Consider the following 17342-nt stretch of genomic DNA (forward strand, 5'->3'; position numbering starts at 1 on the left):
GACGGGAGTATCGAGCCGAGCGCAGTGGGCCGATGTCACGCATGGATGACCCTATCAAGATGATCTTCCGGCGGTCGATGCGGGTCGAGGTCCGGACGGTGTTCGACAAGCCCGTCAGGACGCGACGTGGATATCAACGACGCGTCCTTCGGGGTCGTGCAGAATGTGGTCTCCTGGCTCGAGAAAGAGACCCACCTCGCCCTGGCTTACGGTGAGGCCCAGGCGGATCATGCCGGTCTCACCTCGACTGCCCGCGGGATACAGTTCGAGAACAGCACCCCCGCTCAAGGCGGCGGCATAGTGTTCCGGACCGGAACCATGACGCTCCCGCTCGAACGCGAGCCCCAGGCTTCGGTAGAAGTCGCGACAGGCGGACACGTCAGCACAGTAGAGAACGATAAGAATGATCTGCGCGCCCGCCATCCGCCCATGATATTTCCTCTACGAGGTCCCGCCATCCAAGCCGGGTCGGGTCGGGTCGGACTAAGCGTCCCCGCCGGGGGCGACGCACCAGGGGTTCTCCTCGTAACGGATGTGGTACTTCGCCGCGATCGGGTTGATCTTCGCCGGATCGAGTGCGCCGTTCGTGAGAACGGTCGGGCCGGCCTCGAACAGGTCCTCAAGGTACTTCTCCCAGCCTCCGGGCGAGGAGATCTGCAGGACCCGCGGCGGTGGCGTCGACACGCGGCGCAGGGCATGCGGGACGCCCTGGGGAAGCAGGGTGAACATGCCACGCGTCGCGGTGTAGGACCGGTCGTCGAAGTCGACGCCGAGCTCACCGTCGAGCACGTAGATGCACTCGTCCGCCCCAAGATGGACGTGCCGGGGGATGTCGACGGCGACCGAGACCTCCAGCAGGGAGAACCGTCCGCCGGTGTCCTCCGTCCTCGCTTTGACCGCGAAGGCGGGCGGCAGCGGGAACCGCCCAGGGCGGATCTGGCCCTCGTCGAGCATGATGAAGCGACCGTCAGACATGATCAGCGACCTCCAGCTATGAGGTAGTTCTGGAACAGTCTGTTCCGAAGATATGGAACAGACTGCCCCACAGTTGGCAGGTATGCAAGTGGCTGATGGCCGCGTCGGCCTCAGGTCAGCCTGGGGCAGCCTTCGGCTCGGCTCCCGGCAGGCCGACGGGTGAAGAAGGGGAGGTCGCGGAGGGTGACCAGTAAGGCCGGACGTCCGTCGGGTGCGGGAACATCGGATCCGCGGGTGCTGCGCAGCCGCGCCGCCGCGCTCTCGGCGGCCCGCGCGATCCTCCTCGAGGGCGGGTCGGAGGCTGTCACCCACGTCGCCGTCGCCGCCCGCAGCGGGGTCGGACGCACAACGCTGTACCGGCACTGGCCGGACACCATCGCGCTGCTGCGGGACGTGCTCCGGGAGCAGATGGAGATCGATCACAGCGTTCCCATGGGCGACCTGCGCGACGACCTGGTCCGCGAACTGGAGGTCGTGCGCGACCAGCTGCATCAGCCCCCGCTCGAGCGGACGATGCGGACGATGATCGAGCGTGCGCCCACCCATCCCGCCTACAGCGAGCTCAAGGAGTTCCTCTATCGGGAAGGCACGCGTGTCCTCGCCGAGGTGGTGCGGACCGGTATCGCGCGGGGCGAGCTTGCCCGGCAGCTTGACCCGGACCGAGCCGTCGACCAGCTGGCCGGACCACTGATCTATCGGCGACTGCTGGCCGGACGGACGTTCACCGCCGACTACGTCCGGGATCTCGTCGACGACTTCCTCCGGGCCCACAGCCCCCGGCCGTGAACGGGCGCGCTTCGCTGCGGCATGCCCGAGACGAGGGGCGGCGAGCGCGCGGTCAGCCGCGGAAGTACGTTCGCAGGTCACCGACGAGGACGTCGGGGCGTTCCATCGCGGCGAAGTGTCCGCCGTCCGGGAACTCCGACCAGTGCACGATGGCGGAGTTGTCGCGTTCGGCGAACGTCCGGATCGTCGTGAAATCGTCGGCGAAGACCGCCACGCCGGTCCGCGAGGGGTTCACCTCGGGCTCGCGTGCCGCCCTGGCCTCCTCGAAGTGGTAGCGACCCGCGGTCGCCTGGGTGTTCGTGAACCAGTACAGCGAGACCTGGGTGAGGATCTGCTCGCGGCTCACAAGGCTGGTGCCGTTGCCGAAGTTGTTGAACAGCTCGCTCCAGGCCAGCTGCCCGACCGGCGAGTCGGCCATGGCCACCGCCACGGTCTGCGGGCGGGTCGCGTTGATCTGGTTGTAGCCGCCGACGGACTGGAACCACTTGAGGTGCTCGAGCGCGGCGTAGTCCTTCGGCTCGAGCTTCGCGAACTCCGCCGGGTCGCCGGAAGGGAACGAGAACAGCTGCAGCACATGCAGGCCGAGGAAGCCCTCCGGCTGCAGGAGACCCAGCTCGCGAGAGATCATCGCGCCGGCGTCGCTGCCGTGCACGCCGTACGACTCGTACCCGAGCCGCCGCATCAGCCTGTCGACCGTCTGGGCCACCCGCCGCATGGTCCAGTCGCGGCCGACGAGCGGCGTGCTGTAGCCGAAACCGGGGATCGACGGCACCACGACCGAGAACGCGTCGTCGGCGCTGCCACCGTGAGCGACCGGGTCGGTGAGCTGGTCGATCATGTCCAGGTAGTCGACGAACGAGCCCGGGTAGGTGTGCAGAAGCAGCAGCGGGGTCGCGTTCTCCTCCTTCGACGGTACGTGGACGAAGTGCACGGTCTGGCCGTCGATCTCGGTCAGGTAGTGCGGGAACGCGTTCATCCGGGCTTCCTGGGCGCGCCAGTCGAACTTCGTCACCCAGTACTCGACCATCTCGGCGAGATAGCTGTTCGGGACGCCGTACTCCCAGTCGTCGGTGGGAGCGGGCTGCGGCAGCCGGGTGCGGGCCAGGCGCTCGCCGAGGTCGTCAAGGTCGGCCTGCGGAACCTCGACGCGGAACGGGCGGATGTCGTTCGTGGTCTTCGTCATGGCCCCAACCTAGAAGCCGTATAGGAACACCTGGTTCCTATATATGAGACGATCTCCGGCGTGCTCGAAACATCGTCCCGGCTGCTCGCGCTGCTGGCACTCCTGCAGTCTCGACCGACCTGGACGGGATCGGAGCTGGCGGACCGACTCACGGTCACCACCCGCACCGTCCGCAACGACATCGACCGGTTGCGCGACCTCGGCTATCCCGTGGACGCGGTCCGCGGGCCCGCCGGCTACTACCAGCTCGGCGTCGGGGCGAAGCTGCCGCCGTTGCTGCTGAGCGACGAGGAGGCGGTGGCCGTCGCGATCGGCCTGCGCGCGGGCCGCGGTGTCAGCGGGATCGAGGACAGCAGCGCGCGGGCGTTGAGGAAGCTCGAGCAGGTACTTCCGCATCGGCTGCGGCGTCAGGTGAGCGCTCTGCACGAGGCGACGTCGGAGGGCCCGACGAACACCGGCAGCAACGTTCCGGACCCGGTCGTGGACTCGGCGGTGCTCGCGACGATCGCCGCGTGCATCCGGGACCACGAGCTGCTTCGCTTCGACTACACCGCCCCCGCCCGCGCGGACGAGTCGCCGCGGCGCAACGACGCGTCGGCGCCCTTCGGAGACTGGCCAGTCCTCGTCGAGCCATACCGGCTGGTGAGCTGGGAACGGCACTGGTACCTCGTTGCCCGCGGCCCGGAGACGGGCGCGTGGCACACCTACCGCGTCGACTGGATCGCGCTCCGGATGACGACCGGACGCCGGTTCACGCCGTCCGAACTGCCCGGCGGCGACTACCCGAGCTTCGTGCTGCGCGACGTCGCCCACGCCGGGTGGAAGGTACACGTGCGGATCACCGTCCACGCACCGGCGAGCGAGGTGCTCTCGCGGATCAACCCGACCGTCGGCGTGGTGGAGGCGACCGACGACTCCACCTGTGTCCTCGTGACAGGAGGAGACAGCATGGAGATCATCGCGGTCTACATCGGCATGCTCGGCTGCGACTTCACGGTCACCGAACCACCCGACCTCATCGAGCACCTCCGCGCGCTCGGCAACCGCTACCTCGGGGCCATCCAACCCCAACCCCAGGCTGGATCCTCCGAAACGCCGAGCTCCCGCCGGCGCTGACACCCCTGTGTTGTCGACCGGCCCGAGTCCAGACGCGCCGCGTCCACATCCTCGGCGTGACCGCCCGGCGGGCCATCGTTCAGGAGAACTTCGCCGCCGGCCGGCCAGGTGGCGCGGACACTATGGTCCAAGTGTCGTAGACGAGGCCGGCTGGGACGCGGTCGACGCGCTCGTCCGGTTCCTCGGCGACACTCCCACACGATCGAGGTGCCCAACGATGTCGGCGCCGCGCGGTCGGCGATCGTGGGTCAGATTTGGGGCCGACGGCGGCGGAGCCCAAGTGCGACGGCGACGGCGGCGATCAGGACGATCACGGAGGTAGCGCGGTAGCCGGCTGCCATGGCGTCTGTGAAGGCATTGACGGCTTGGGTGTAGATCGTTGGTCCGAGCTGTTGTGCGGCGCCGAGTGTCTGGGAGGTGGAGTCGGCGTGTTCTTGCAGGGAGGTCGGCAGGTTGTTGGCGAAGTGGCTGGTGAGGATGGTGCCGACGACGGCGACTCCGAGGGCGGCGCCGATTTCGCGGGTAGCGCTGTTGAGTCCGGATCCCATGCCGGCGCGGGCTGGTGGGAGCGAGGTCATGATGCCTGTGGAGAGGGTTGGCACGCTGAGTCCCATGCCGGTTGAGATGGCCAGGAGCGCCAGGCCGTAGGGCGGGTAGGGAGTTGCGGAGGTGACGTAGGACAGCGCCGCGAGACCGGCGGCGAGGAGGATCATGCCGCCGGTGACGACAGTGCGGGTGCCGATTCGTCTGGCGATGGCGACGCTGCGGCGACTGATGGCGATCATGCCGATGGGGAGCGGCAGGATGGCCAGGCCGGTGACCAATGGGGAGTATCCCTTGGCGTACTGGAGGTATTGGGCGTTGACGAAGAACAGCGCGAACAGGCCGAAGAAGACGGCTGCGACGCCGATCGTCCCGGTCCGTAGCTTGGCGATGGCGAAGACCCGCGGATCGAGGAGCGGGTGCGTGCCTCGCAGGGCGTGAGTGAGGAACAGCGCGAACAGCAGCGTCGCGGCGGCGAATGAGCCGAGTACGAGCGCAGAGGTCCAGCCGTGGTCCGGGCCTTCGATGATGCCGAAGAGGAGCGCGAAGACGGTCGCGGTGAGAAGGGCCGTACCGACCAGGTCGAGGCTGGCGCGGTGCCGTTCACCGCGCGGCGCGACGCGCACCACCGCGACAGCGAGCAGCAATGCGAGTGGTCCGATGACCAGGAACAGTCCCTGCCAGGGCAGCCATTGCAGGACGAGGCCGCCGCCGAGGGTGCCGAGGGCGCCGGCGGCGCCGGTGGCAGCGGTCCAGGTCGCGATGGCGTGGGGTTTGCGTTCGGGCGGCGTGACCTGCATGAGCAGCGACAAGGTGGCCGGCATGACCAGGGCAGCGCCGAGCCCAGTCACCACCCGCCCGGCCAGCAGCATCGTGACATTCGGCGCGGCAGCCGAGAACAGGCAGCCGACCGCGAAGACTCCCAGTCCGGCGAGGAGCACGCCCTTGCGACCGATCCGGTCACCGAGCGCTCCGGCAGGGATGAGGAGGCAGCCGAACACCAGAATGTAGGCGTCGACGATCCACAACAGTTCCGTGGAGTTCGGGTGCAGGTCGCTGCCCGACAACTTCGGCAGGGCCAGGTTGATCGCGGCGACCATCGCGACCACCACCACCACACACGACGACATCAGCGCGGGCATCGCCCGCGACGGCGCCGAGCGCGCGGCGTCGGGAGTGTCGACAGACATCACAAAGGACTCCTTGGTCAGGCCAGGGCCACGCAGCGGTGGGCGTGGGAATCAGGCGGCCTGCCAAGAGGGCAGGCCGCCGCTCCGTGGGACGGACGGAGACAGGGAGGGTTCTAAAGTCCGTGCCGGCGATCGCCGAGCACGGTCTGGGAGACGCGGGCCTCCATCGCGGCGGAGAACACGCCACCAGCGGCGTAGTGGTCCTCCACCGCGCGTTCGACGTCCTCCTGTACCAGGTCGGCGTTGATGGCGATCGCCGCCGCAGACCCGGCGCCGGCCGAGGTAATCACCTGGGCACGCGGATCGACCACGTTGCCGGCGGCCCACACACCGAAGGTGTTGGTCCGGCCGGTGGCATCGACGGCGGCGAAGCCGGCCGCATTGACCTCGCAGCCCAGACCGGCCAGCAGACCATCGGCGTGCGGCAGGTTGCCGGGCCGGACGAACACCGCCGTCCGCGCAATCACCCGACCATCGACCAGCTCGACACCGACCAACCGGTCGGCCTCGACCACCAGCCGCGCGGCCTCACCGCTCACGACCCGAATCCCGCGTGCCTCCAACTGGACGCGTTCGGCTGAGGTCAGGTTGCAGGTGTGGACGAAGAAGACCACGTCGTCGGACCACTGCCGCACCAGTTGCGCGTGCTGTACAGACCCGGGCTGGGTGCCCAGCACCCCGATGGGCTGGTCCCGGACCTCCCACCCGTGGCAGTACGGGCAGTGCAAGAGATCCCGGCCCCACCGCTCGCGGACTCCGGGGATCGGCGGCAGTTCGTCGCGGACACCGGTCGCGACCAGGATCCGCCGCGCCTTGAACACCCGGCCGCCGGCCAGGCGAACGAAGAACCCGGCGTCGATCCCCACCACCCGATCCTTGACCAACTCCACGCCGTAGTAGGTCACCTCGGCCCGTCCCGCGGCCAACAGGTCGGCCGGCGGCACTCCGTCGCGGGACAGGAACCCCTGCATGCGGGCCGCGGGAGCGTTGCGTGGCGCTCCGGCATCGATCACGGCGACCCGGCGCCGCGCCCGGCCCAGCACCAGCGCCGCACTCAAGCCGGCCGCTCCGCCGCCGACCACCACCACGTCATAGACCGTTGTCTCCATAGCGATCACCTCCACCCCGAGGGTTCGCCTACGGCTCGGATTTGACAATTTCTGTTGCCATTTCCGGGAACGCGTACTGGACTGGCTGGTATGGAGAACTCGCCAGCAATCACGGCCGCGCTGGCCGAAGTCGGTCCCCGCCTCAAGCGGGCGCGAGCCCAACGGGGCATCACCTTGACCGAACTGGCCGCGGCGACCGGGATCTCCAAGAGCACTCTGTCCCGGCTGGAAGCCGGCCAACGCCGGCCCAGCCTGGAACTGCTCCTACCGATCGCGCAAGCCCATCAGGTACCCCTGGACGAGTTGGTCGGCGCGCCCGAGGTCGGCGACCCCCGAGTCCGGTTCACTCCACGGCACCGCCACGGCCGCATCGTCGTCCCGCTCACCCGGCAACCAGGCGGCCCGCATGCCTGGAAAGTGATCATCCCGCCCGAACCGATCGAACCCGAACTTCGCACCCACGAGGGCCACGAATGGCTCTACGTGCTGTCCGGACACATGCGACTGATCCTGGCCGACCACGACATCACCATGGGCCCCGGCGAAGTCGCCGAGTTCGACACCCGGCTGCCGCACTGGTTCGGACCCGCAGGCGATGCGCCCGTCGAAATCCTCAGCCTGTTCGGCCCGCAAGGCGAACGCATCCACGTCCGCGCCACCCATCGCAAGATCGACAACGTGCGACCACCGTCAACCAATCGCAGCCGTACTGGTGGTCGCCGCACCATGTAGCGCACGAGCCTGCCGGAAGCACCGACGATGCAGACCCGCCTCATCGTCACGTCTGCGCCGGGCGCCGCGCCGCGACACCCTTCGTCAGCAGCCACATCGTCAGGCCGAGCTCACCAACGACAGCGGGGCAAGAAGGACCGCGCTCGCCGGACCGCCGTAGTCCGTGACAAGCAGGCCGGCGAGGCTGTCGACGGCGTAGCCGACGCCTGCGGCGACAAGCACGACGGCGAGCGCGCGCGGGACATACCGCGACCGGTACAGCAGCAGACCCGAGCGCGATCAGATGGACACCGAAGACGACGAGTGCCAACTGGAAGACGGCGTCGCGTCGGCGCGCGACCTCGACCCGCGCGGCCCTTGCCCGCCGCCCCTGGGCGATCGGCCTCATGGACTCGCGGACCAACCCGGCCCCGCCACCCTCCGCCACCACGACGCGTTGATCGGGAACCTACGCGGCGCAGGCTTCTCCCTTGCGAGCGCCGCCTCCGCGATCGCCGTTCTGGACAGCTACATCTACGGTTTCGCGCTCCAGGCACTCAGCCTGCCGTTCGAGACCCCCGCCGAGGTCGAGAACGTCGCTGCGCCGATGCTGAGCCAACTGACCGCGGACTATCCCCATCTCACTGAGATGATCAGTGGACCACGCCCTCAGGCCCGGCTACTCCTTCGAGCACGAGTTCGAGATCGGACTCGACCTGATCCTGGGTGTCCTCGACCTCGGCGCCAACGTCATCAAGGTGGAGCCGCCCGAGGGAGAGGCGACGCCACCGGCCGCCCAGGAACAACCGGGCACGCCATCATCCGCATCGACGCGGACCGGATCATCAGCTGGGGACTCGATTAACCCGATCAGCTAGAAAAAAGCAGGCGCGCCTTTCCCGCCGGGCGCAGCGCACGACCACACCACAACTGATGTTCCAGAACATTCCAATTCGCCCAGAACGGACAAGGGAAAGGGATGGCACGTCGTAGCTGCGCATGACACCGCGACGAGACCCCGTCCGGCGGAACGCAGCCCCGCTCCCCGCCCGAAGCGGACAGGACTGGGTCGTGCTGGCTGGACCGGTCCCGGGTGTGATCGACGCCCTCGGGGGTTCGAGCTCGACACACGAGCAGTCCCTCGATCTGACCGATGAGCACAGCCGCAAGCTCGGCGTCCAGGCCAGTGTCAACGCCAGCCTGTCCCAGCTCCCTGAGGCCAGTCAACGCCGCTACCTGGAATGAGCTGGACGGGGCAGACCTCAGGAACGCACTCCTGGTCCAGGCGAGTGGCGTGTGCGCGATCGCTCCCGGCACAATTGGGGGACCGCTGATGGTCAGCGCCTCCCGACGCCCGCAAGGAGCACCTCATCACCGGCATCGTCGTCCCCGAAGCGGACGGACCCACCGTCGTCGGGGGCAGTGCTGTCGGAGGCGGTGCCGTCGGGCGGTCACCGCTTGTGGTTCTCGTGCATGGAGCGCGCGACCAGGCGTCGAGCTTCGACCGCGTCGCCGAGGCCTTGGGCGGAATAGACGTCATCTCGTACGACCGCCGCGGCTGGGGCGAGAGTCCGGCCTGGGATGGCGCGCACGCCGGAATCGCCGGTCACACCGACGATCTCCTTGCCATTGTCGGGGATCGGCCCGCGACGGTCGTCGGGCACAGTTGGGGCGGCCACGTCGCGGTGGCGGCGGCCATTCGCCGGCCCGACCTCATCATGTCCGTCGGCCTCTGGGAGACGGCCATCCAGTGGGCGCCCTGGTGGCCGGTGGAGCATCGGCAACTCATCATCGACGCGGTCGAGCGGGTGAAAAGGAAGCCGCCGGGAACGCCCCAACAAGACCGCGAGAGAACGCTGTTCGTGGCGGAGGCGACGGAGATGATGTCCCCGCCGTACGACTTGGCCCGCCTGAAGGTCGGGTGCATCGCGGGCTATGGGACGGGCCCCTATCCCCTTTTCGGACCCGGCGTGCGAGCCTTCGCCGAACTCATGGGGGTCGAGTTGTTCGAGCTGCCCGACGCCACCCATATGGCCCATCGCGAGAATCCGGAAGATTTCGCGCGGTTCGTGCGGCGTGCGATCGCGCTGGGCCAGCCGACCGGAGCTTCCTGACTGCCGCGGCGTCCCGCCAGCATTCGCCTGGGTAGGTTCCAGGCCAACGTCGCCGTGTCACGTACGGTTCAGCAGTCCTTTGATCACATGGAAGGATCGTCGTCTTTGCGTTGCGCTGGGTTGTCTGGCGATCTGGTCAGGTCTCCAGGTCAGTGGGGATACCGATGGGCAGCCAGCGGATGCGGTCGCGGACGTCCGGCGGCGCGTCCGCGAACTCGCGTTCGATGACGGTCCGGGGTTGCTGGAAGTGCTTCCATCCCTCGTAGTGCACGGGTACGGCGGTGTGCGGTCGCACGGCGCCGAGCAGGTCGACGGCGTCGCGGGCGGTCATGGTGTAGCGCAGCGGCCCGGTGACCGGGAAGCGCACACCGCCGAGGTGCACCAGCGCTAGCCCGACCGGCAGCCGGTCGGCGACCTGCCGGACGCCTCCGTAGAGGACGGTGTCGCCGGAGATCCACAACACACCGTGCCGCTGTCCGTCCCAGCGCAGGGCGAAGCCGACGACGTCGCCGACGATGGGGTGGCTTAGCGGCGGTCCGTGCCGGCAGGGGGTGGCGGTGACCTCGATGGACGGTCGGCCTTGACCCTCCAATGTGGTCGATGCCCATGGGCTCAGCCCTCGCGCACCGCCGCCGAGCCGCGCCGCCCCGGACACCGTGGTGACGACCGTGCCCGCCGAAGGCAGGAGCTTCCGACCGGCATCGTCGAGGTTGTCGCCGTGGTGGTCGTGGGTGAGCAGCACCGCGTCGATGGGCCCGAGCGCGTCGGCCGGGATGGCCGGGTCGGCCAGCTTGCGGGACGAGGTCCCCCAGCCGAACGCGTACGTGCGTCCGGCCGGGTCGAACGTCGGATCGGTCAGCAGCCGCCAGCCCGCGAACTCGATGAGCACGGTCGGTCCGCCGATGTGGGTGACACGGACAGGGCTCATGACCGTGCGTGCCGCAGGGCCCAGTCGAGGACGTAGTCGGCGATCTCCTCCCAGCCCTTCTGGGCGGGCAGCAGGTGCGCGTACCCGTCGTACTCCTTGATCTCGGTGATGGTGTTGGACTTGTAGTGCTTGGCGTTCGACTGCTGGATGGCCGGCGGCATGATGTGGTCCTCGCTGCCGGAGATGAACAGCAGCGGTGCGCGGTCGTCGTTGTGGTAGTTGACCCAGGTGTCCTGGTGGCCGGGCTGGAAGTTGGCCAGGACGCTGCCCCAGAGGATCCCGCCGTTGGCGGGGATGTGGTAGCGCTCGTAGAGGGCGCGGGACTCCTCCTCGGTGAACGTGTTGGTGAACGCGTACGTCCACTGCTCGAGCGAGAGCCCGACGGACTTGTGCCGGTTGGCCGGGCTCTTGAGCACCGGGAACGTGGACTTCACCTGGGACAGCGGCGTAACTCGGACACCCTCGGTGGGCGCCGAGTTGAGCGCGACGCCCGCGGCGCCGCGGCCGTGGTCGAGCAGGACCTGGGTGAACGCGCCACCGGCCGAGTGACCCATGATGATCGGCGCTCGGTCAAGGCCGTCGATGATCCCTTCGATCTTCTCGATGATCGCGGGAACGGTGACGTCAACGATGATCTCCGGGTCGGCCCGCAGGGCCTCCACCTCCACCTCGAAGCCCGGGTATCCCGGGGCGATCACCCGGTACCCCTTCGCCTCGTAGTGCGTGATCCAGTGCTCCCAGCTGCGCGGTGTCACCCAGAAGCCGTGGACGAGAACGATCGTGTCGGGCGTGGTCATGGGTTCCCCTAGGGTGTGCCAAGGAAGGCGAGCAGGTCTTCAGAGAGGTGCTGCTTGTGGGTGTCGGCGATGCCGTGCGGCGCGCCGGGGTACACGGTGAGCGTCGCGTCCTTGATCCGGTCGGCGGACGCCTTTCCGCCGACCTCGAACGGGAAGCCGGTCTCGGACTCCACCCCGGCGACCCGGATGACCCGGATGACCCGGAGGTCGGTGGCGGCGCCGGCGGCGTGCTCGAGCAGCGCGGTCTTGCCGATGCCGGCGTCACCTTGGAGCAGAGAACGCCGCTGAGCCCCGACGCGTACGGCCACGACGAGTTCATCGAGGCGTTCGCGCTCCTTCATCCGCCCCCTGAGCACGGCTCCCCCTCGGTAACACTTCGATGGGAACCCTAGGAGCGGAGCGCGCCGGTGACGGGGCTGTGCGTGCACCGTTGTCGGCTCACCGTGCACACCAGGCGGCGCACATGGGATTTGTTCTCGACACAGCGGACCTGCCGCCGGGCGAGCGGATCGACGCGGTCTACGCGGCGATGATGGCGGCGTCCGTCCCGTCGTACGTGACCCACGAGAACCCGGACGGCGATATCCGCACTCGCCTTGAGCTCTGGGACCTCGGCGCCGCCAACATCTTCACCGCCCGATCCTCCGGCCTCCGGCTGCTCCGCACGGCGAAGCAGGCCAAGCAGGACGCCGCGCCCGTGGTCGCGCTCTCCGTCCAACTACTCGCAGACGGCCACCACGAGCAGCTCGGCCACCGGCAGATCGTGCGGCCCGGTGCGCTGATGATGGTCGACCTTTCGTCGTCGTACGACTTCTCCTGGACCGGCGTGGGCGGCGCCGGCTGCATCCAGATTCCGTTCGACCAGGTCGGCCTCCCAGTAGACGTCATCCGCCGCGCGGCGGCCAACCTGCGCTGCAGCCCGCTGTACGGCCTGGTAACCGACCACGTCGCCCACCTGGTCCGGGACGCCCCCAGCCTCAGCGCCGACCCGGCCGCCTCCACGCTCGGCCGCGGCAGCATCGAGCTGGCCCGCGCCCTCCTGGCATCCGCCGCGCACGCCGAGCCGCACGCCCGCGCCGTGCTCGCCGAAACGCTGCTCACCCAGATCCGCGCCTACTGCCGCCAGCACCTTGCCGACTCCGACCTGCGGCCGGCCGTCATCGCGGCCACCCACAACATCTCCCTGCGCTACCTGTACAAGATCTGCGCCCAGGCCGACTTCAGCCTCGAACAGTGGATCATCGGCGAGCGGCTGCGGGGCGCCCGAGAGGAACTGATGCGGCCGGAGAGCCGCCACCGCACGATCGCGATGGTCGCCCGACGCTGGGGCTTCAGCGACCCCACCCACTTCACCCGCCGGTTCCGCGGCACGTACGGCCTCACCCCGCGCGAGTGGCAGCGCATTTCCGCGGAACAGCACCGAGCCGCGAGCGGGCAAAGCTCCGAGTAGAGTCCTGCTCTGACCTTTTGCCCTGGAACCGGCTGCCCTGATCAACGCCAACGGCGAACTCCAACCGCACACCCGCTGACGGTCGAGAAGAGCGGTCAGGCGGACTGGCCGCGGGCAGCCTCCCCGGTCTCAGGGCCTCCACAAGTAGGGGGTCGTCGTACTCACCTTGACCAGGCCTGAGCGCTCGAGGATCGGCCGGGAGTACTCGGTCGAGTCGCTGTGGATGAGTGTCTTGCCAAGGGCCAGCGCGGATCGGGCGCGGGCGGCCGTCAGCGCACGATAGATGCCGCGGCCGCGCCATTCCTCGAGCGTGGCGCCGCCCCAGATCCCCGCGAAGTCGCTGTCCGCGACTGGTTCGAGCCGGCCGGCGCTGACGATCCGTCCCTCGGATTCTGCAACCCACAGCTCCATCCCGTCGCCGCGCGCCAGCCTGCGCAGCAGCACGTCGGCCATCTCGTCGGAGACGGGCTCACCGAAGGTCTTGTCCTGCATCGCGCTCATGGCGCGAACGTCCCGCTCCTCGCTGATCCGCCGCAGCGTGACGCCGTCGGGCAACGGCACGTCAGCCACCAGGGTCGCGACCTCGCCGATCATGATCGACTCGGGCTCGTCAGGGCTGAACCCGTGGGCGACCAGGGATTCGGGCAGGCCGGGTGCCCGGTCGTGACCGCGCGTCTTCCACTCCACCCTCTTGATCGAGGTGTCGGCCCGATAGTGCGCCAGTGCCGCCGACACCAGCCCGCTGATCTCGTGCGCGTTCGCGTCACCGAGGTCGCGGTAGGTGACGAAGCCCCGCCCGCCGGCGAACGTCACCAGGCGGAGCGGCCCAAGCCGGGTGACCGAGACCGCGCCCGGCGTCTCGGCATCGGTACGTAACTGCTCGTCGTAGGCCCGGAGGAGCTCGGCTTTATCCAACACTCCCGTCATCCTCATGACCTGCTGCAGAACCGGCAACTCGATTTCGCATCGAGGTGATACTCAGCGCGCTTACCGCCGACTACAACCCCGCCTCGGTGAACACCGCGGCCGGCGTCTACCACCGGCAGGGCCTCACCTGCGTGGCGTGCCGCCGCGACGCGTCCGTCCGATTCTCCGACGGCCTCGACATCGTCGAGGCCGGCCCGAGCGACGCGCCTCTGGCGTCCCGACACGGCCGGCCCGCCCAGCCAGGAGGCGGAGGCCAGCGGCAACGTCCTGACCCGCACACCCGACTGGCGGCACGCGGCTACGGGCGCCAGGCGGTCGAGTGCAGCCACGCCGCCAGCGTCATGGCCTTCGGGTGCAGGGCGCGCAGGGCCGGCAGGTCGGGGCGTTCCATCGCGCCGGAATCGAACCAGTCGAACATCTTCGCGACCTCCTCGTCGAAGGCACGCAGCTGCTCGAGCGGGGTCTGGTGGAAACGTGCCGGAATCCCGGCCGCTTCGCCGAACCGTTCGGCCATTCCCGCGGCGGAGAGGTCGTCGCCCGCGATCACGAGGGTCTGACCGATAAACGTCTCGGGCTGGTCGAACGCCAATGCCGCAAACTCGCCGATATCGGGGATCGAGATCAGCGGCAGCTGGCTGGTCGGGCGCAGGGCCAGGGCGACGATCAGCCCGCCGTCGGCCAGGACGGGCCGGGTGACGGTCGTGAAGTTCTCCATGAAGAACACCGGCCGAAGCACGGTGGCCGGCAGGCCAAGACCCCGGATATGCGCTTCGATGCGCCCCTTGCTCTCCAGGTGGGGAATTCCGGTGTTCTGGTCGGCGCCGGCGACCGAGCTGTACACGAAGTGCGCGACGCCGGCTTCCGCCGCGAGGTCGGCGACGGCCTTTCCGCGCCGTACCTCGGCCTCGACATCCTCCAGGCTCACGGTGCCCGAGGTCACGCTGGTCAGCATCAGGAAGACGCCGCCCACGCCGCCCATGGCCGCGCGCATCGATGCCAGGTCGTCCAGATCGCCGGCGACGAGCCGCGCCCCCGCCGCGCGTAGTTCCCGCGCGGCGGGCCGGTCGGGGTCACGTACCAGCGCGTGCACAGTCCGCCCGCGCCCCAGCAGCGCCCGGGCCACCGCGCCGCCCTGCTGGCCGGTCGCGCCGATGACAAGAACCGATTCTTTGTGATCATCCATGGAACGTCACGCTAGCGACGGTCACGGCCGACAACCTGGTGGCAATGTTGCTACTCAGGACAGGCCCGCCGGGGCATTGGGTGCCGCCCAGCCCGGCTGGCCTCCTCGATAGAAGGGTTGTCCGCCGCACGTCGAGCAGGCTGTGTTCTTGCGACGTTCTTACGACCGCGAGCGCGCTCAACGATCAGGCGGCGGGGCCGGTTGGACGAGGCCGTGGTCGAAGGCGAAGACGACGGCGGCGGCCCGGTCGCGCAGGCTGAGCTTGGCGAAGAGGTGGCCGATGTGGGTCTTGACGGTTCCCTCGCCGAGGACGAGCTCGCGGGCGATCTCCTGGTTGGTCGCGCCGCGGCCGATCAGCGCCAGGACCTGCCGCTCACGGGCGGTCAGGACGTTCAGCGCGGCACCCTGGACCGGGACGAGGCCGGGGGCAGCCCGGTAGGTGGTGAGCACGTGCCCGGTCACGGCCGGGTCGAGCCACGCGCCGCCGGCCGCGACGGTGCGCACCGCGCGCTGCAGGTCCTCGGCGGGCACGCCCTTGAGCAGGAAACCGGACGCGCCGGCGCGCAGCGCCGCCGCCAGGATCTCCTCGTCCTCGAACGTGGTCAGCACCAGGACGGGCGGCGGGTCGGCGAGCCGGCGCAGCGCCGCCGTGGCGGCGACACCGTCCACGACCGGCATCCGGACGTCCATCAGCACTACGTCCGGTCTGCAATGAGCGACGGCCGCGGCCACGCCCGCGCCGTCCGAGCACTCACCAACGATCTCGAAGCCGAACCTGGCCCGCAGGATGCCCTTCAGACCCACCCGGACGAGTTCCTGGTCGTCGACGAGCAGCACTCGGATCATGGCGTGGCCAGCGCGTCTGCCGTGGCCGGCGACGCCGTCGGCCGAGCCGCCGCTGGCCTGGACGACGCCAGTTCGGGCGCCGCAGGCTTGGACGATGCCAGTTCGGGCGCCGCAGGCTTGGACGATGCCGGTTCGGCCGTCGGCTCTGCCGGCTCCGGCCCCGGCCCGGGCTCCAGTGGCGTCGGCGACGCTGGCTCCGCCGGCTTCGAGCGTGGCCGCGATGGCGCCCGCGAGGACGTCGTTGACCGCGTCGGCGCTGGCACGGCGACCTGACCGCCGGTGCCAGCCGGCAGTGGGATCTCGGCATGTACTCGCCAGCCGGAGCCGCCCGGCCCGGCGGCGCAGGTGCCGCCGAGCGCCTCTGCCCGCTGCCGCATCCCGACCAGGCCCAGCCCGCCGCGGGCGCCCGCGACGCGGGTCGTCATGGCCTGCGTCATCGCCGCCGCGGCCGTGGTGGTGCCCGTGGCGGCTGCCGCGGCGGCGGTATCGCTGACCAGCGTGGTGTCGCGGACAGGCGGGTGAGTGTCGATGGTGAGTGACAACCGGCCGTGGGTGACGGCCAGCCGGGCCGTTGACGCGGCGCCGGGCGCGTGCCGGACGCTGTTCGTCAGCGCCTCCTGCAGGATGCGGTAGACGGCCAGCCCGGTGGTGCTCGGCAGGCCCGCAAGGTCGCCGGTGACTTCCAGGGCCACCGGCGCCCCGGCGGCGCGGTACCCCTCGACCAGGTCAGGAATCCCGGTGGCGTCGGGCAGCGGGACGTGCGATGGGCCGGTGGCACGGTCACGCATCAGCCCGACCACCTGGCGCACCTCGGTGAGGGCGGCCCGGCCGAGCCGCTCGGCCTCCGCCAGCGCGCGGGCCGCCTCCGCCGGGTCCTCCTCGACGGCGAGACGGGCGCTGGAGATGTGCAGCAGGGAGACGGTCAGCGAGTGCGCCACGACGTCGTGCACCTCGCGGGCGATCCGGTTGCGTTCCTCGGCGACCGCCCGTTCGGCCAGCCCGGCCTGAGCCTGCCGCAGTTGCTCGGCGAGGGTGTGCTCGCGGCGAGCGAGCCAGCAGCAGAAGGTCGCGAAGGTGGTGCCGGCGGCCCACGCGCCCCACCCAGGGTCGGGGGAGGTCAGTGCCTGCACCCCGAACAGCGCGAGGGCGCCGGCCCAGAACGGCAGCCAGACCGCCGGTGCCGCGATGGCCACCAGCCAGCCCGCGAGGACCACCAGCGCGAACCAGCCAACATTCGACGAGGAGCCGGCGCAGACCACGGCCGCGCCGGCGGCGGCGGCGACCGCCGCCGCCGGCGCGCGCAGCCGGTGGCCGGGCCGCACGAGCAGCACGGCGACGACGGCGATCCCGGCCGCCACGAGCCGCGCGGCGTCGGCCCCGCGCCAGCCAACCCCCTGCCAGGCCACCCCGACGAGCGTGAACAGCGCGAAGGCGACCGGCGGTCCCCACCGGGCGGCCCACGGGCCCAGCGCGTTCATGGGGCG

Annotated in this window: 20 protein-coding genes and 1 pseudogene; 8 read left to right on the forward strand and 13 right to left on the reverse strand. The window is 69.8% G+C overall.

The window, feature by feature from the left end; all coding sequences use genetic code 11:
* Window positions 1-114: 114 nt before the first annotated feature.
* Together BCD48_RS19475 and BCD48_RS19480 are read right to left on the reverse strand one after the other, a co-directional pair.
* Window positions 115-423: a VOC family protein gene (locus BCD48_RS19475; protein ID WP_071049864.1), complete on the reverse strand. Its 309-nt coding sequence runs from the start codon at window positions 421-423 to the stop codon at window positions 115-117.
* A 60-nt stretch (window positions 424-483) separates the two neighbouring features.
* Window positions 484-975 carry a cupin domain-containing protein gene (locus BCD48_RS19480; RefSeq protein ID WP_071049865.1) on the reverse strand — a complete coding sequence of 164 codons (492 nt, stop codon included), beginning with the start codon at window positions 973-975 and terminating at the stop codon, window positions 484-486.
* 183 nt (window positions 976-1158) lie between these two features.
* On the opposite strand from BCD48_RS19480, the gene BCD48_RS19485 reads away from it, so the two are divergent.
* The gene (locus BCD48_RS19485) at window positions 1159-1761 is read left to right on the forward strand and encodes a TetR/AcrR family transcriptional regulator (protein WP_071049866.1); all 603 of its coding nucleotides are present in this window, start codon (window positions 1159-1161) and stop codon (window positions 1759-1761) included.
* 52 nt (window positions 1762-1813) lie between these two features.
* Here the strand turns inward: BCD48_RS19485 and BCD48_RS19490 are convergent, their stop codons facing one another.
* Window positions 1814-2944, reverse strand: a complete 1131-nt coding sequence (locus tag BCD48_RS19490; RefSeq protein ID WP_071049867.1) for an epoxide hydrolase family protein — start codon at window positions 2942-2944, stop codon at window positions 1814-1816.
* Between the two features lie 60 nt (window positions 2945-3004).
* On the opposite strand from BCD48_RS19490, the gene BCD48_RS19495 reads away from it, so the two are divergent.
* Window positions 3005-4060 (forward strand): helix-turn-helix transcriptional regulator, encoded by a 1056-nt coding sequence (locus BCD48_RS19495; RefSeq protein ID WP_071049868.1) that lies wholly within the window; start codon window positions 3005-3007, stop codon window positions 4058-4060.
* Between the two features lie 248 nt (window positions 4061-4308).
* Here the strand turns inward: BCD48_RS19495 and BCD48_RS19500 are convergent, their stop codons facing one another.
* Window positions 4309-5793, reverse strand: a complete 1485-nt coding sequence (locus BCD48_RS19500; RefSeq protein ID WP_071049869.1) for an MFS transporter — start codon at window positions 5791-5793, stop codon at window positions 4309-4311.
* A gap of 113 nt (window positions 5794-5906) precedes the next feature.
* On the reverse strand, window positions 5907-6902 hold the full coding sequence (locus BCD48_RS19505) for an NAD(P)/FAD-dependent oxidoreductase (protein WP_071049870.1): 996 nt from the start codon (window positions 6900-6902) through the stop codon (window positions 5907-5909).
* 90 nt (window positions 6903-6992) lie between these two features.
* Between BCD48_RS19505 and BCD48_RS19510 the strand changes: the two genes are divergently transcribed.
* A complete protein-coding gene (locus BCD48_RS19510) occupies window positions 6993-7634 on the forward strand; it encodes a helix-turn-helix domain-containing protein (protein ID WP_083418896.1) in 642 nt (213 codons plus the stop codon).
* A gap of 99 nt (window positions 7635-7733) precedes the next feature.
* Here the strand turns inward: BCD48_RS19510 and BCD48_RS46750 are convergent, their stop codons facing one another.
* Window positions 7734-7901 carry a DUF4386 family protein gene (locus BCD48_RS46750; protein ID WP_083418897.1) on the reverse strand — a complete coding sequence of 56 codons (168 nt, stop codon included), beginning with the start codon at window positions 7899-7901 and terminating at the stop codon, window positions 7734-7736.
* A 16-nt stretch (window positions 7902-7917) separates the two neighbouring features.
* Here BCD48_RS46750 and BCD48_RS55745 point away from each other — a divergent pair.
* The 4 genes and pseudogenes from BCD48_RS55745 to BCD48_RS19520 all read left to right on the forward strand — a co-directional run.
* A pseudogene (locus BCD48_RS55745) lies at window positions 7918-8211 on the forward strand (TetR/AcrR family transcriptional regulator C-terminal domain-containing protein); the annotation flags it as partial.
* Between the two features lie 58 nt (window positions 8212-8269).
* Window positions 8270-8491 (forward strand): hypothetical protein, encoded by a 222-nt coding sequence (locus tag BCD48_RS56735; RefSeq protein ID WP_071049871.1) that lies wholly within the window; start codon window positions 8270-8272, stop codon window positions 8489-8491.
* A gap of 193 nt (window positions 8492-8684) precedes the next feature.
* Entirely contained in the window at window positions 8685-8858 is a 174-nt protein-coding gene (locus BCD48_RS51415) for a hypothetical protein (RefSeq protein ID WP_157910535.1), read from the forward strand.
* Between the two features lie 215 nt (window positions 8859-9073).
* Window positions 9074-9727 (forward strand): alpha/beta fold hydrolase, encoded by a 654-nt coding sequence (locus BCD48_RS19520; RefSeq protein WP_071049872.1) that lies wholly within the window; start codon window positions 9074-9076, stop codon window positions 9725-9727.
* Between the two features lie 136 nt (window positions 9728-9863).
* Here BCD48_RS19520 and BCD48_RS19525 read toward each other — a convergent pair whose 3' ends face one another.
* Genes BCD48_RS19525 through BCD48_RS56740 form a run of 3 tightly spaced genes read right to left on the reverse strand, consistent with a single transcriptional unit; the run spans window position 9864 to window position 11808 of the window.
* Entirely contained in the window at window positions 9864-10655 is a 792-nt protein-coding gene (locus BCD48_RS19525) for an MBL fold metallo-hydrolase (RefSeq protein WP_071049873.1), read from the reverse strand.
* Window positions 10652-11452 (reverse strand): alpha/beta hydrolase, encoded by an 801-nt coding sequence (locus BCD48_RS19530; protein WP_071049874.1) that lies wholly within the window; start codon window positions 11450-11452, stop codon window positions 10652-10654. Before BCD48_RS19530 ends, BCD48_RS19525 begins: the two co-directional genes overlap by 4 nt.
* Window positions 11453-11460: 8 nt before the next feature.
* Window positions 11461-11808, reverse strand: a complete 348-nt coding sequence (locus BCD48_RS56740) for an AAA family ATPase (RefSeq protein WP_198543312.1) — start codon at window positions 11806-11808, stop codon at window positions 11461-11463.
* A 107-nt stretch (window positions 11809-11915) separates the two neighbouring features.
* Here BCD48_RS56740 and BCD48_RS19540 point away from each other — a divergent pair, with 107 nt between their 5' ends.
* A complete protein-coding gene (locus BCD48_RS19540) occupies window positions 11916-12902 on the forward strand; it encodes a helix-turn-helix domain-containing protein (RefSeq protein WP_071049876.1) in 987 nt (328 codons plus the stop codon).
* A 129-nt stretch (window positions 12903-13031) separates the two neighbouring features.
* On the opposite strand, the gene BCD48_RS19545 is transcribed toward BCD48_RS19540, so the two are convergent.
* From BCD48_RS19545 to BCD48_RS54950, 4 genes are all read right to left on the reverse strand, one after another.
* Window positions 13032-13829: a GNAT family N-acetyltransferase gene (locus BCD48_RS19545; RefSeq protein ID WP_116271585.1), complete on the reverse strand. Its 798-nt coding sequence runs from the start codon at window positions 13827-13829 to the stop codon at window positions 13032-13034.
* A 298-nt stretch (window positions 13830-14127) separates the two neighbouring features.
* The gene (locus tag BCD48_RS19550) at window positions 14128-15012 is read right to left on the reverse strand and encodes an NmrA/HSCARG family protein (RefSeq protein ID WP_071049878.1); all 885 of its coding nucleotides are present in this window, start codon (window positions 15010-15012) and stop codon (window positions 14128-14130) included.
* A gap of 177 nt (window positions 15013-15189) precedes the next feature.
* Window positions 15190-15858, reverse strand: a complete 669-nt coding sequence (locus tag BCD48_RS19555; RefSeq protein ID WP_198543313.1) for a response regulator — start codon at window positions 15856-15858, stop codon at window positions 15190-15192.
* Window positions 15855-17336 carry a sensor histidine kinase gene (locus BCD48_RS54950; protein ID WP_071049879.1) on the reverse strand — a complete coding sequence of 494 codons (1482 nt, stop codon included), beginning with the start codon at window positions 17334-17336 and terminating at the stop codon, window positions 15855-15857. Before BCD48_RS54950 ends, BCD48_RS19555 begins: the two co-directional genes overlap by 4 nt.
* Window positions 17337-17342: the final 6 nt, after the last annotated feature.

Source organism: Pseudofrankia coriaricola, from assembly GCF_001854805.1.
Taxonomy (GTDB): Bacteria; Actinomycetota; Actinomycetes; order Frankiales; family Frankiaceae; genus Pseudofrankia.

Coding starts and splice junctions, on each gene's coding strand:
- BCD48_RS19490 (WP_071049867.1), bottom strand. CDS start 2,944: ATGACGAAGACCACGAACGACATCCGCCCGTTCCGCGTCGAGGTTCCG.
- BCD48_RS19500 (WP_071049869.1), bottom strand. CDS start 5,793: ATGTCTGTCGACACTCCCGACGCCGCGCGCTCGGCGCCGTCGCGGGCG.
- BCD48_RS19550 (WP_071049878.1), bottom strand. CDS start 15,012: ATGGATGATCACAAAGAATCGGTTCTTGTCATCGGCGCGACCGGCCAG.
- BCD48_RS19555 (WP_198543313.1), bottom strand. CDS start 15,858: ATGATCCGAGTGCTGCTCGTCGACGACCAGGAACTCGTCCGGGTGGGT.
- BCD48_RS19525 (WP_071049873.1), bottom strand. CDS start 10,655: ATGAGCCCTGTCCGTGTCACCCACATCGGCGGACCGACCGTGCTCATC.
- BCD48_RS19540 (WP_071049876.1), top strand. CDS start 11,916: ATGGGATTTGTTCTCGACACAGCGGACCTGCCGCCGGGCGAGCGGATC.
- BCD48_RS19480 (WP_071049865.1), bottom strand. CDS start 975: ATGTCTGACGGTCGCTTCATCATGCTCGACGAGGGCCAGATCCGCCCT.
- BCD48_RS54950 (WP_071049879.1), bottom strand. CDS start 17,336: ATGAACGCGCTGGGCCCGTGGGCCGCCCGGTGGGGACCGCCGGTCGCC.
- BCD48_RS19505 (WP_071049870.1), bottom strand. CDS start 6,902: ATGGAGACAACGGTCTATGACGTGGTGGTGGTCGGCGGCGGAGCGGCC.
- BCD48_RS19545 (WP_116271585.1), bottom strand. CDS start 13,829: ATGACGGGAGTGTTGGATAAAGCCGAGCTCCTCCGGGCCTACGACGAG.
- BCD48_RS19510 (WP_083418896.1), top strand. CDS start 6,993: ATGGAGAACTCGCCAGCAATCACGGCCGCGCTGGCCGAAGTCGGTCCC.
- BCD48_RS19530 (WP_071049874.1), bottom strand. CDS start 11,452: ATGACCACGCCCGACACGATCGTTCTCGTCCACGGCTTCTGGGTGACA.
- BCD48_RS19475 (WP_071049864.1), bottom strand. CDS start 423: ATGGCGGGCGCGCAGATCATTCTTATCGTTCTCTACTGTGCTGACGTG.